The organism is Microcosmobacter mediterraneus (assembly GCF_031846265.1).
Classification (GTDB): Bacteria; Bacteroidota; Bacteroidia; order Flavobacteriales; family Flavobacteriaceae; genus Microcosmobacter; species Microcosmobacter mediterraneus.
This window is the reverse complement of sequence record NZ_JAVRIA010000001.1, coordinates 641,417-653,860: the sequence shown is the minus strand read 5'-3', so window position 1 is coordinate 653,860 and position 12,444 is coordinate 641,417. Positions and strand designations below refer to the sequence as shown.

General features: G+C 32.8%; 15 protein-coding genes and 3 tRNA genes. 14 read left to right on the top strand and 4 right to left on the bottom strand.

The annotated features are described in order from the left end of the window. The first annotated feature begins 8 nt into the window (after nucleotides 1-8). From RM697_RS03045 to RM697_RS02980, 14 genes are all read left to right on the top strand, one after another. The gene (locus tag RM697_RS03045; protein WP_311426369.1) at nucleotides 9-1,430 is read left to right on the top strand and encodes an SDR family oxidoreductase; all 1,422 of its coding nucleotides are present in this window, start codon (nucleotides 9-11) and stop codon (nucleotides 1,428-1,430) included. A gap of 2 nt (nucleotides 1,431-1,432) precedes the next feature. Continuing rightward, on the top strand, nucleotides 1,433-1,573 hold the full coding sequence (locus RM697_RS03040; protein WP_311426368.1) for a DUF2256 domain-containing protein: 141 nt from the start codon (nucleotides 1,433-1,435) through the stop codon (nucleotides 1,571-1,573). Further along, the gene (locus RM697_RS03035; protein ID WP_311426367.1) at nucleotides 1,552-2,859 is read left to right on the top strand and encodes a DASH family cryptochrome; all 1,308 of its coding nucleotides are present in this window, start codon (nucleotides 1,552-1,554) and stop codon (nucleotides 2,857-2,859) included. Before RM697_RS03040 ends, RM697_RS03035 begins: the two co-directional genes overlap by 22 nt. Nucleotides 2,860-2,861: 2 nt before the next feature. Further along, a complete protein-coding gene (locus tag RM697_RS03030) occupies nucleotides 2,862-4,343 on the top strand; it encodes a cryptochrome/photolyase family protein (RefSeq protein ID WP_311426366.1) in 1,482 nt (493 codons plus the stop codon). Continuing rightward, a complete protein-coding gene (locus RM697_RS03025) occupies nucleotides 4,330-5,823 on the top strand; it encodes a cryptochrome/deoxyribodipyrimidine photo-lyase family protein (protein WP_311426365.1) in 1,494 nt (497 codons plus the stop codon). The genes RM697_RS03030 and RM697_RS03025 overlap by 14 nt, the downstream gene beginning before the upstream one ends. A gap of 78 nt (nucleotides 5,824-5,901) precedes the next feature. Further along, nucleotides 5,902-6,333 carry a hypothetical protein gene (locus RM697_RS03020; protein ID WP_311426364.1) on the top strand — a complete coding sequence of 144 codons (432 nt, stop codon included), beginning with the start codon at nucleotides 5,902-5,904 and terminating at the stop codon, nucleotides 6,331-6,333. Further along, nucleotides 6,330-6,602: a TIGR03643 family protein gene (locus tag RM697_RS03015; protein ID WP_311426363.1), complete on the top strand. Its 273-nt coding sequence runs from the start codon at nucleotides 6,330-6,332 to the stop codon at nucleotides 6,600-6,602. Before RM697_RS03020 ends, RM697_RS03015 begins: the two co-directional genes overlap by 4 nt. 52 nt (nucleotides 6,603-6,654) lie before the next feature. Beyond that, complete coding sequence (gene folE / locus RM697_RS03010; protein ID WP_311426362.1) at nucleotides 6,655-7,353, top strand: GTP cyclohydrolase I FolE; 699 nt, start codon at nucleotides 6,655-6,657, stop codon at nucleotides 7,351-7,353. 10 nt (nucleotides 7,354-7,363) lie between these two features. After that, nucleotides 7,364-7,594: a hypothetical protein gene (locus tag RM697_RS03005; RefSeq protein WP_311426361.1), complete on the top strand. Its 231-nt coding sequence runs from the start codon at nucleotides 7,364-7,366 to the stop codon at nucleotides 7,592-7,594. Between the two features lie 49 nt (nucleotides 7,595-7,643). Continuing rightward, entirely contained in the window at nucleotides 7,644-8,327 is a 684-nt protein-coding gene (locus tag RM697_RS03000) for an SDR family NAD(P)-dependent oxidoreductase (RefSeq protein ID WP_311426360.1), read from the top strand. 6 nt (nucleotides 8,328-8,333) lie between these two features. Beyond that, complete coding sequence (locus RM697_RS02995; protein WP_311426359.1) at nucleotides 8,334-8,846, top strand: glutathione peroxidase; 513 nt, start codon at nucleotides 8,334-8,336, stop codon at nucleotides 8,844-8,846. Nucleotides 8,847-8,849: 3 nt separating this feature from the next. Continuing rightward, complete coding sequence (locus RM697_RS02990; protein ID WP_311426358.1) at nucleotides 8,850-9,017, top strand: Lacal_2735 family protein; 168 nt, start codon at nucleotides 8,850-8,852, stop codon at nucleotides 9,015-9,017. Next, nucleotides 9,014-9,481, top strand: coding sequence for a TspO/MBR family protein (locus RM697_RS02985; RefSeq protein WP_311426357.1), 468 nt, complete (start codon nucleotides 9,014-9,016; stop codon nucleotides 9,479-9,481). Before RM697_RS02990 ends, RM697_RS02985 begins: the two co-directional genes overlap by 4 nt. 2 nt (nucleotides 9,482-9,483) lie before the next feature. Further along, on the top strand, nucleotides 9,484-9,948 hold the full coding sequence (locus tag RM697_RS02980) for an SRPBCC family protein (protein ID WP_311426356.1): 465 nt from the start codon (nucleotides 9,484-9,486) through the stop codon (nucleotides 9,946-9,948). A 58-nt stretch (nucleotides 9,949-10,006) separates the two neighbouring features. Here the strand turns inward: RM697_RS02980 and RM697_RS02975 are convergent. From RM697_RS02975 to RM697_RS02960, 4 genes are all read right to left on the bottom strand, one after another. After that, a tRNA-Arg gene (locus RM697_RS02975) sits at nucleotides 10,007-10,080 on the bottom strand. Nucleotides 10,081-10,096: 16 nt separating this feature from the next. Then, nucleotides 10,097-10,171, bottom strand: a tRNA-Pro gene (locus RM697_RS02970). A gap of 6 nt (nucleotides 10,172-10,177) precedes the next feature. Then, a tRNA-Ser gene (locus tag RM697_RS02965) sits at nucleotides 10,178-10,261 on the bottom strand. Between the two features lie 92 nt (nucleotides 10,262-10,353). After that, a complete protein-coding gene (locus RM697_RS02960; protein ID WP_311426355.1) occupies nucleotides 10,354-12,402 on the bottom strand; it encodes an HD family phosphohydrolase in 2,049 nt (682 codons plus the stop codon). Between the last annotated feature and the right edge of the window lie 42 nt (nucleotides 12,403-12,444).

Below are 12,444 nucleotides of genomic sequence, written 5' to 3'. Positions count from 1 at the left end.
CAAAAACTATGAAGATTCTCATTACAGGTACAACAGGTTACATCGCTAAAAGACTTGCATTAAAACTTTTAGACGAAGACCATGAATTAGTATGTTGTGTACGAGATCTTAATAGAATTCCGGATGAAATTGAAAATCATCCTAAAGCTTCTTTTATAAAAATTGATTTTCTTGAGCCAAGAGCTGATCTTATTCCCAAAGATATAGATGCAGCCTACTATCTTATCCACTCTATGGCAACTAGCTCTGAAGATTTTGAGCTTTTAGAAAAAACATGTGCTTTGAACTTTAAAACGTTAGTAGAGGAATCTGAGTGCAAACAAGTTATTTACTTAAGTGGCATTGTAAACGACTCCAGCTTATCCAAACACTTGCAATCACGATATCTAGTTGAACAAACTTTACATAGTGATGCCTACGCATTAACCACGCTAAGAGCCGGAATTATTGTTGGTAGTGGAAGTGCTTCGTTTGAAATTATAAGAGATATTGTGGAGAAATTGCCTGTAATGATAACACCAAAATGGCTGAATACAAAGTCTCAACCTATAGGTATAAGAGATGTTTTAAGTTACCTCACTGGTGTATTAGGTACCACCAAATTATACAACAAATCATACGATATCTTTGGGCCAGAAATATTAACTTACAAGGAAATGCTCTTACAATTCGCTGAAGTGAGAGGTTTAAAGCGATATATTTTCACCTTGCCTATTCTTACACCAAAACTATCGTCTTACTGGCTTTACTTTGTTACTTCTACATCGTACAATTTAGCGAGAGCATTGGTAGATAGTATGAAAATTGAAGTCATCGGAACTGAGAGTGATATTAACACACATGTTGATGTACAACCAATGCCATACAAGAAAGCCGTACAATTAGCATTTCAAAAAATACAACAGAATAGTGTTGTTTCTAGCTGGAAAGATGCTGTGAGTAGTGGTGTTTTTAACGATCAGCTTTCTAAGCATATCGAAGTACCAACCTTTGGGTGCTTTAAAGACGTAAGGTCTAAAACTATTACAGATGAAAACTACACCTTAAATAGAATATGGAGTATTGGTGGAAAAAATGGTTGGTATAGCTATACATGGTTATGGAAAATTAGAGGTTACGTAGATAAACTTTTTGGAGGTGTTGGACTAAGACGTGGCAGAACACACGACTCCTATTTAGAGCCAGGAGACCCTCTAGATTTTTGGCGTGTTTTACTAGCTGATAAAAAAGAAAAACGATTGCTTTTGTTTGCAGAAATGAAAGTACCTGGAGAAGCGTGGTTAGAATTTAAGATTGTAAAAAATAAACTCTATCAACGTGCTGTCTTTAGACCAAAAGGGATTTGGGGACGATTATATTGGTATTTGGTATTGCCTTTTCATGCTTTTGTTTTTAATGGTATGCTCAATGCGCTAGTAGATAAAGAATAGTGATGAGAGGTGTTAAAAAAACTAATCTTCCTACAAAACAATGCCCTGTTTGCAACAGGCCATTTACTTGGCGCAAAAAATGGGAACTCAATTGGGATAAAGTAATTTATTGTAGTAAGAGATGCAGAACAGAGAAAAAATAAACTTAATTTGGTTTAGAAATAATCTAAGGGTAAACGACAACCATATTTTAGTAGAGGCTTGTAAATCTGAAACTAAGGTTGTAGCGATTTACTGTTTAGATCCTAGGCAATTCGAGGTTGATGAATTCGGTTTTAAAAAAACCGAATATTACAGAGCTAAATTTTTATTAGAAACACTAGAGAATCTTCAAAGAAATCTTGAAAAGCTCAACATTTCATTATTGGTTTATTTTGCTAAGCCAGAAGACAAGATATCAGATTTAAACACGCAATTTGATATTGATAACATTTATGCACAATTAGAATGGACAAAAGAGGAAGCTTTGGTTTCTAAAAATGTACAAAGTGTGCTTTCTCAATCGGTAAAATATCATGAGTTTTACGATCAGTTTCTATACCATCCTAATGATATTCCATTAGCTTTTAATGAAATCCCTCAAGTATTCACAAATTTTCGAAAGATTGTTCAAAAGCAATCAAAAGTAAGAGTACTTAAGATACCCAAAACTTTAGCTGAATCTAATCGTATTAAAGACTCTACTCCTATTCCAACTATAGAAAATTTAGGATTTGAAACCACAGCAATTGATCATAGAACTGCGTTTCCATTTAAAGGAGGAGAAACCGAAGCATTAGAACGCTTAGAATATTATTTTTTTGAAACTAAAAAACTTGGTGTCTATAAAAAAACAAGAAATGGACTTGTTGGCAAAGATTACAGCTCAAAGTTTTCAGCTTGGCTTGCCAATGGAAGTATCTCTGCTCGAACCATTTATTGGCAGGTAAAACATTATGAAAAAACAATTCATAAAAATGACTCCACATATTGGTTAATCTTTGAATTGTTATGGAGAGATTATTTTAAATATGTGTCGTTTAAACATGGCAATTCAACTTTTAAAAGAGAAGGCATACTACAAAAAACTTACCATTGGAATACGGATCAAAGACTCCTAAGAGATTGGATTAATGGTACCACCAAAGAACCTTTTGTAAATGCTAATATGATAGAGCTCAAAAACACAGGATGGATGAGTAATAGAGGTCGTCAGAATGTAGCTTCCTATTTTGCAAAAGACTTGATGTTAGATTGGCGTATTGGTGCTGCCTACTTTGAAAGTATGCTTATCGATTATGATGTGCACAGCAATTATGGTAATTGGATGTATGTATCTGGTGTTGGTAATGATCCCAGAGATCGTAAGTTTAATATAAATCTACAAGCTAGTAGATATGATGCAAACCATAAGTATAGAAACTTGTGGCTTCAAGAAACACTATTTTAACTATGAAGAAAGCTGTTTTACTATTTCCGCACCAGCTATTTAAAAATTCCTCATTATTAGAATTGGATGTCCCTTTTTACTTGATAGAAGAGTACTTATTTTTTAATCACTATAAATTTCATAAACAAAAACTCGCTTTCCACAGAGCTACAATGACATGCTATAAGGATTATCTGGAGGAAAAAGGTAAAACTGTATATTATATTGAAGCTACATCAGAACTTAGTGATGTACGTAAATTAATCCCAAAATTAATAGAAAAAGGCCTTGAGCAAATTTATGTGACTGATCCAACAGATAATTGGCTCCAAAAACATATCGATTTAGCATCTAAGAAAATTAAGGTTAACTACTTTGATAATCCTTTGTTTATTAATACCAAAAATGAACTAAACACATTTTTTAAGCCTGAAAAGAAAAAGTTTTTTCAGACATCGTTTTACAAACAACAGCGCAAAACAAGAGATATTCTCATGGATGGGAATGTTCCCGAAGGCGGAAAATGGACTTATGATTCAGAAAACAGAAAAAAATATCCTAAGACAAAAACGCCACCTTCAATTCACTTCCCAGATATTACTAATTATTATAAAGACGCTGTTAATTATGTTAAAACTCATTATTCTGATAATTATGGAACGTTATCCTCTAACCCTATCTATCCCATTTGTTTTGATACAGCAGAATCTTGGTTACTGCAATTTTTAGAGCAACGCTTTTATGATTTTGGAGTGTATGAAGATGCCATCGTAAAAGAACACACCATACTAAATCATAGCGTGCTATCACCTTTAATAAATATTGGTTTAATAACACCTCAGTATGTCATAGAGCGCTCCATAACTTTTGCCAAGGAAAACAACATTCCTATTAATTCTTTGGAGGGGTTTGTAAGACAAATTTTAGGATGGCGCGAATTTATTAGAGGTATTTACGAAGTTAAAGGTACTGAAGAACGTAACAGAAATTTTTGGGAGTTTACACGGAAACTGCCAAAGTCTTTTTACGATGGTACAACTGGTATAAAACCTATAGACACTACAATAAAGAAAGTACTCCAAACCGGATATACACATCATATAGAACGCTTAATGATTTTAGGGAATTTTATGGTGCTCTGTGAAATTGATCCAGATGACGTTTATCAGTGGTTTATGGAACTTTTTATTGATGCTTACGATTGGGTTATGGTACCCAATGTTTATGGCATGAGTTTATTTGCTGATGGTGGATTAATGTCTACTAAACCCTATATAAGCAGTAGTAACTACATTATGAAAATGAGTGATTATAGTAAAGGCGAGTGGCAAGACATTTGGGATGGCTTATTCTGGACCTTCATGGATAAACATCGTGACTTTTTTCTCAGTAATCCAAGGTTAGGTATGCTTATTAGAACTTTTGATAAAATGCCTATAGAAAAAAAAGAGACACATTTTGTGACAGCAAAACAATTTTTTGATCAACTAGATGACCAAGGATAAAGAAAATATAGTTGTAGTTTGGTTAAAACGAGATCTTCGTTTGCATGACAACGAGGCCATATATAATGCCTTAAAAACAGGTAAGCGAGTGCTGTTGCTTTATGTGTTTGAGAACCTACTTCTTAATGATATTCATTACTCGGAGCGTCACTGGAATTTTGTTAAAGAATCACTCCGAGATATTAATAAATCTTTAGAACCGTATCACTCTAAGGTTTACTGCATCAATTCAGACATTACAAGCGCCTTTAATCAGCTACTACAATTTTATAATATTAAAGAGGTTTACTCGCATCAAGAAACAGGTGTTTTGGTGACTTATGAACGTGACAAACAGTTTGCAAGATTTAGTAGAAATAATCTCATAACTTGGAAAGAAAGCATAAACAATGGTGTGCAAAGAGGTCTTAAAAACAGAAAGTCGTGGTTTGATGATTGGAATACCTACATGCGTCAAGAACAACTTCCTTTTAAACCAGCAAAAGATCAGTTACTTACTAAGGATGATATTAATACTCTAGAGAAATTTTCTCAGGCTTCAGATTTAAGCACATCTATTGATTCACCTTTTCAAAAAGGAGGAACAACAACAGGTTGGCGATATGCAGATTCCTTTTATAAAAAACGACATAAAGATTATATGTTCCATATCTCTAAGCCAGAAGCTTCAAGGCATAGCTGCAGTCGCCTATCACCTTATTTAGCTTGGGGAAACCTTTCGGTAAGAGAAGTTTTTCAAAAAGGTGAAGACGCAAAAAAGTATTTTAATAATAAAAGACATATAAATGCTTTCCTTTCTAGACTAAGATGGCAAGCTCATTTCATTCAAAAATTTGAAATGGAACATATAATGGAAGAAGCTAGCGTAAACAAAGGTTATCATAAATTAAAGAAGCATATTTCTAAGAAATATCAAAAAGCTTGGCGCGAAGGTAAAACAGGATTTCCATTAGTAGATGCAAGTATGAGATGTCTTAATACAACGGGTTACTTAAATTTTAGAATGCGTGCACTCGTTGTTTCGTTCTTCACACATATTTTATGGCAGCCTTGGCAAGATGCAACGCATCACTTATCCCAACAGTTTTTAGATTTTGAACCTGGAATCCATTTTCCACAATTACAAATGCAAGCAGGAGAAACAGGTATTAATAATTTAAGAATCTATAATCCTATTAAAAACGGTATTGAGCACGATCCTGAGGCTTCGTTTATTAAACACTGGCTTCCAGAATTACAACGACTAGAGACACCTTTTGCCCATGAACCTTATCTAATGACAGAAATGGAGCAACAATTTTATGATTTTACTTTGGGTAAAGACTATCCTCTACCAATTGTAAATCAAAAAATTAATAGAAAAAGAGCCAGTGATATTCTATGGAATCTGAAGAAAAATCCAACAGTAATTAAAGAGTCTCATCGAATCTTAAAGAAACATACACTTTCTGATCGAACAAAAATGTTGAAAGGCGAGTAAATACAAGCTATTAATGAAAATGTTAATATTTTGTTTAACCTAATTTATAAATAGTTAAACATTTTGTATATTTGATATGTGATAATAAATACAACACATCATAACACTGAGCATAAACAAATTATTGCCGACTTAATTGGTAGCCCTTTTAGCTTATTACAGAAGTTTAAAATGAAAGGTGTAGGATCTAAACGTATGATCATTGATAAAGTAAGTCCAAACATGCAGAGCATGATGAATAAAGTATCAGATATCAATTATGCTAATATTGAATTACGACCTAAAGGCATATTGGTAATGATAAATCAAGGATTAAAAAACTTTACTTGGATTATTCCTTATTATCAACTAACTATATATAAAGTAAATGGTTCAAGTTTGCATGCTCAAGGCCGTTTTGTTCATTTTAAAAACAATAAAACTTTTAAAGAAAATAAAAAGTTTTTTGATAAACTACTTGACGAAAAAGTTAGATATGATATGCTTTTTGCTATGCCACAAGGAATATGATTATGACTGAAAGAGATATCGACCGTATAATGGAAATGGCTTGGGAAGACCGAACAACTTTTGATGCTATAAAAATACAATTTGGACTTAAAGAAAGAGACGTCATAGACCTAATGCGAAAAGAATTGAAGCCTAGTAGTTTTAGATTATGGAGAGCTAGAGTCCAAGGACGCGCAACAAAACATTTAAAAAAAAGAGAGTTTATGAAAGGACGCTTTAAGTGTTCTCGACAAAGACATATATCTAACAACTCCATTTCAAAACGATAACGTGCTTTGCCTAAGATTGGAGTACTAAAGGACAGCACACTAAAAAGACATTATGATAACAACTGAGTTAAAAGAAAAACCAAAGAATGGCCACAAATTAAACGGATTCTCTATTGAGGACATTGGTGACGACCATTTATATACTGGTTTAGAAACACCAATGAAAAAAGATGCGTTCAAAATTTCTGATTCAGAAAAGAAGCATAAAATTGCTATCCTTTTTGAGGAAATAATGGATGTAATGGGATTAGACCTTACAGACGATTCTTTAAAAGGCACACCAGAACGTGTAGCGAAAATGTATATAGAAGAGATTTTTTCAGGATTAAATCCAGAAAACAAACCAAAAGTTGCATTGTTTGATAATAAGTATAAATACAACCAAATGCTTGTTGAGAAGAACATAACATTCTATTCTAATTGCGAACACCATTTCGTTCCAATTATTGGTAATGCTCATGTCGCTTACATTTCTTCTGGTAAAGTCATTGGTCTCTCTAAATTAAATAGAATTGTTCAGTATTATGCAAAACGACCACAAGTTCAGGAGCGTTTAACAAATCAAATTGCAAATGAATTAATGAAGATTCTAGATACAGAAGATGTTGCAGTAATTATAGATGCGAAGCATTTGTGTGTTTCCTCAAGAGGTGTTAAAGATGATACATCTTCCACAGTTACGGCATTCTACGGAGGGCAATTTAAATCCTCTACCAAAATAGCAGAATTACAAAATTATATTAACGGTTAAAAATTAAGTTATGGAATTAATAGACAAAGCATTAGAGTTTGAACAAAGAAAACGAAGATCTTTATCAACTAGTGATCGTGTAGAGATTGTAAGAGAAGCCAAAGAACTTATCTTAGGTCTTAACGAAATTTATAAGAAAAATAGAGATCAGAATATCATGGATATCATGAAGCGTTTAACTGTGATTAAAAGAAAAATTGAAAAACGCTTAAAAGGAAGACCACTAACTGAACTAGTATAACAAAAAATGCCATCAGCAGATGGCATTTTTTATAACTTAAATTTTACCCATGAAAACTATTCTTGTTATTGGAGGTAGTAAAGGTATAGGAAAAGCTACCATTAATGCATTGTTACCAAATAACAATGTTATAAATGTTAGTAGAACTAGTCCTGATATTACTCATGATAATTTAACCCATTATACTGTAGATATACTTAAAGACGAATTACCAGAAATTGAAGCATTAGATGGCTTAGTTTACTGTCCTGGAAGCATCAATTTAAAACCAATATCAAGGCTTACTTTAGAAGATTTTAGAGAGGATTTTGAGATCAATGTTATTGGAGCAGTGAAATCTGTTCAGAAATACTTAAAAGCACTTAAAAATGGAACTAATCCGTCTATTGTACTTTTTAGTACTGTAGCCTCTAAATTAGGTATGCCATTTCATGCAAGTGTCGCAGCTTCTAAGTCAGGAATCGAAGGGCTAACAAAATCACTTGGCGCAGAACTAGCCCCTACTGTAAGAGTTAATGCTGTGGCTCCAACAATTACAGATACAACCTTAGCCGAAAAAATATTAAGAAATGATTCTATGAAGGAGAAAATGATTGAGCGTCATCCACTTAAAAAATACCTAGAGCCCAAAGATGTGTCAGATACAGTAACGTTTTTACTTTCTGATAAAAGTAGTTCTATCTCAGGGCAAGTATTTGAACTCGATTGTGGAATAGTTTCATTCAAAATATAATACCTTATGATGTCTTTATTTAAAAGCAATACAAGCGTAAATTTACCCAACACTCCAATTTATGATATCAAAATTAATAGCTTAAATGGTAGTCCAATGCAACTATCTAATTTTGAAGGAAAAAAAATACTTTTTGTCAATGTAGCCTCTAAATGCGGCTTTACTGGTCAGTATAAAGATTTACAAAAATTACATGAGCAATATGGTGATAGTATCGAGGTTATTGGTGTTCCGTGTAATCAGTTTGGCAGTCAGGAGCCAGGAAGTGCTTCAGAGATTTCCTCTTTTTGTGAACGTAATTATGGTGTTGAGTTTTTAATTACAGAAAAAATTGATGTTAAAGGAAGTAATCAGCATCCATTATATAGTTGGTTAACAAAAAAATCTATAAACGGTTCAATTAACTCTTCAGTGAAATGGAATTTTCAGAAGTATTTAGTTGATGAAGAGGGTCGCTTGGTCGACTACTTTCTATCTATCACAAATCCGATGAGCGGAAAAATAACAAAACACTTATGAATTATGTTTAGTCTATTTAAAAAAGAAAGCAAAGTAGAAAAGCTTCAGAAAAAATATGAAAAACTAATGAGCGACTGGCACAAGTTATCAACGACTAATAGAGCTGAAAGCGACAAGAAATACGCAGAAGCTGAGCGAACTCTAAAAGAAATAGAGACATTACAATCGTGAAAAAGCTCATTACTCTTTTTATAGTATTTCTAATTATCAATTTTGGAGGTTTGGCCATCGGAAACTGGTTAATGGACACTGGTCCTCAAACAGATTGGTATATTAATCTAAACCAAGCACCTTGGACACCTGCTGGATGGGTTTTTGGTTTTGCTTGGACCACTATAATGATTTGTTTTTCAATTTATCTTACAGTTCTTTTTAATACTATCAAAGTTTCATTGTTCATAGTTGTTTTAGGTATTGAATTTGTTTTAAATGTCAGTTGGAACTATGTTTTCTTTAATCAGCATTTGGTTAACCTAGGACTGGTAATTATAACCTTATTAACCATAGTTATTTTTTATTACTTCTTTCAGTTTCAATTTGAAAAAATGAAAAAGTACAGATTACTCCTCTTACCATATATTATATGGTTATGTATTGCAACATCATTAAACTTATACATCTGTTTATATAACTAAATATGAAAATATATACGCTACATAAAAAGCAGAACTTGCCTATTAGTATTGATCAAGCCTGGGAGTTCTTATCCAGCCCTGTTAATCTAAAAACCATTACACCAGATTACATGAGTTTTGATATTCTCTCTGGTGCAGACAGACCTATGTATCCAGGGCAAATTATACAGTATATCGTTACACCTATATTAGGAATTAAGACCAAATGGGTTACAGAAATTACACATGTTAAGGATAAGCAGTACTTTGTAGATGAACAGCGGTTTGGTCCTTATGCGCTTTGGCATCACAAACATTTTATTAAAGCTATTAATGGAGGTGTTGAAATGGAAGATATTATTGACTACAAAGTTCCTTTTGGTATTTTAGGTCAGATGATTCATCCTATGCTAGTAAAACCCAAATTAGAAGAGATTTTCAAATACCGACAGGAAAAGCTGGTGGAATTATTCGGAAACTATAACTAATTATAGCTATGTATTTAATAAAACAAAAAAGCCTTACTAATATTAGCAAGGCTTTTTGTGATCGCGACAGGATTCGAACCTGTGACCGTCTGCTTAGAAGGCAGATGCTCTATCCAGCTGAGCTACGCGACCAATCGACTTTTAAAAGTCGGGGTGGCAGGATTCGAACCTGCGACCTCCGCGTCCCAAACGCGGCGCGATAACCGGGCTACGCTACACCCCGAAAAAGCGGAGAGACCGGGATTCGAACCCGGGCAACACTTACGCGTTGACAGATTAGCAATCTGCTCCATTACCACTCTGGCACCTCTCCTATTCAAAAACATGAACATTTCGCAATTTTTGCGGATGCAAATGTAATTCATCATGTAGTAGAACGCAAACTATTTTATAATTTTTTGAACTCTATTCTGGATATTCTATTCTGAGATGAAATATATTGGCAAGCTTCTTTTTTAGGACCTTTTTAATCAATTCAATTTCTTTAAATGTAATATTGGCATTAAGAAACTGACCTTCACTCATTTGCTTATCCAAAATGGATTCTACAAACGCATCTATTTTAGTAGAAGTTGGTTCTTTTAAACTTTTAGAGGCCGCTTCTACACTATCACACATCATTAAAATTGCTGTTTCTTTACTAAAGGGCTTAGGACCTCTATATCTAAATAATTCTTCATCTATATTTTCATTATTCGATTTTTCTTTCATAAAGAAATAATAGACTAAACTGGTTCCATGATGTGTTCTAATAAAATCTATAATTCTATCTGGAAGATTATTTTTCTTGGCTATTTCTATACCGTTAATAACATGATCTATTATTATTTTTGCACTTTCTATAGATGATAATTCATCGTGAGGGTTAAGTGTATGCGATTGGTTTTCAGTAAAGAAAGATGGATTCTTCATCTTACCAATATCATGATAAAGTGATCCAACTCTCACTAGCATAGAGTTTGCTCCGATTTCATTAGCACAGGCCTCTGCCAAATTAGCAACATTAAGAGAATGATGGAAAGTGCCTGGTGCTTCATTGGACAGTTGCTTTAGGAGTTTAGAATTGGTGTCTGAAAGCTCTAACAAAGAAACATCTGAAACTAGACCAAAGATTTTCTCATAAATATAGATCAATGGTTGAACAAAAAGTGTAGCTAAACCACATAAAATAAACAGCCCAAAGGTTTCTATTTTAAGAGTTGTAATATTACCTTCATGTATTACAAAAAAGGCAAAATAGGCAATGATATAAATGAGTGTAATCTGGCCAACTGAAATAAATAAATTGGCACGTTTATATAATTCTGAAACAGTTAAAATTGTAACTATACCTGCAATGATTTGCAAAAACATATACTCATAACTATTAGGAACAATAAAACCTAGTAGTAATACTGTGAGCACATGAGCAAAAAGCCCTAGACGTGCATCAAAAAATGCCTTTAAAACTAATGGCAATATACATAGTGGAACTACATAGAGGTATTGTGAATTATAGTTAATAATCAATACAGTAAGCAATATCATTAATAAAACATTAAAGAATATAAATGTGACTTTAATGTTATTTAAAAATACTTCTGGCCTATATTTTCTAAGGAAAAGCAACAACATTAACAAGGTTAGTGCTACTAGAAGTGTATAGGCAAAAATGACCCAATTATAATTAGACTCACTCCAAACTTGCGATTCGTATTCAGCTTCTAAAGATTCTAATATTTCATATGCGGCTTCATCTACTACCTCTCCTTTAGAAATAATAAGGGTTTCTTTCTCTATCTGACCTCTTGTTAATGAGATAGAATTGATTTCTTCATCTAAAACATCTTGAGTTAAAACTTCATTAAACTCTAAGTTTGGCTTTATAATATCAAAAAAGATAGAAAGTAGATCATTTTTATATTCTAAATAATCCGAATTATTTAAGGCGCTATTTAATGCTATTTTAAAACCATCTGGCTTAGTTAAAGAGGCATAAGTAACTGATTTTTTTTGAACCTGACCTTCTAAAATGACTACTTGTTTTTCGTCTTTAAAATCATAATCTTCTTTAAGGATTCCATATTTGTAGATATCTTTAATTATTTTCTCTCCTAATGAAAATAAAACTCTACGCTTTTGCAATAACGAATCGTTTTTAAATTGCTCATCAAAAGCCTGTTCATACAAGTTAAATATATCATTTGCATATGAAGTATCTACATTAAAGTAAGCGCTACTTGTTTCTAAAATCTCTTGTTTTTCGTTCTCTATTTCGTCAGCAGACTTCCGTATTGCAAAATCAAATGGAGCTTGCAATGTTTCGGATTGCCATGGCTTTCCTTTTTCAAAATTATATTTGAATTTTCCACTCTTTGGAAATAGATAAACAATTAAAAAAGTAGTGGCTAAAAAAAGCAACACTTTGTATATAAGTGAATGATTTTTATACCATTTATTAACTATAGCATTCATTAAATTGTTCTGTATAATTCAAATGTAATAAATATAATAGGT

Coding starts and splice junctions, on each gene's coding strand:
- RM697_RS03045 (WP_311426369.1), top strand. CDS start 9: ATGAAGATTCTCATTACAGGTACAACAGGTTACATCGCTAAAAGACTT.
- RM697_RS03040 (WP_311426368.1), top strand. CDS start 1,433: ATGAGAGGTGTTAAAAAAACTAATCTTCCTACAAAACAATGCCCTGTT.
- RM697_RS03035 (WP_311426367.1), top strand. CDS start 1,552: ATGCAGAACAGAGAAAAAATAAACTTAATTTGGTTTAGAAATAATCTA.
- RM697_RS03030 (WP_311426366.1), top strand. CDS start 2,862: ATGAAGAAAGCTGTTTTACTATTTCCGCACCAGCTATTTAAAAATTCC.
- RM697_RS03025 (WP_311426365.1), top strand. CDS start 4,330: ATGACCAAGGATAAAGAAAATATAGTTGTAGTTTGGTTAAAACGAGAT.
- RM697_RS03015 (WP_311426363.1), top strand. CDS start 6,330: ATGATTATGACTGAAAGAGATATCGACCGTATAATGGAAATGGCTTGG.
- folE (WP_311426362.1), top strand. CDS start 6,655: ATGATAACAACTGAGTTAAAAGAAAAACCAAAGAATGGCCACAAATTA.
- RM697_RS03005 (WP_311426361.1), top strand. CDS start 7,364: ATGGAATTAATAGACAAAGCATTAGAGTTTGAACAAAGAAAACGAAGA.
- RM697_RS03000 (WP_311426360.1), top strand. CDS start 7,644: ATGAAAACTATTCTTGTTATTGGAGGTAGTAAAGGTATAGGAAAAGCT.
- RM697_RS02995 (WP_311426359.1), top strand. CDS start 8,334: ATGATGTCTTTATTTAAAAGCAATACAAGCGTAAATTTACCCAACACT.
- RM697_RS02990 (WP_311426358.1), top strand. CDS start 8,850: ATGTTTAGTCTATTTAAAAAAGAAAGCAAAGTAGAAAAGCTTCAGAAA.
- RM697_RS02980 (WP_311426356.1), top strand. CDS start 9,484: ATGAAAATATATACGCTACATAAAAAGCAGAACTTGCCTATTAGTATT.
- RM697_RS02960 (WP_311426355.1), bottom strand. CDS start 12,402: ATGAATGCTATAGTTAATAAATGGTATAAAAATCATTCACTTATATAC.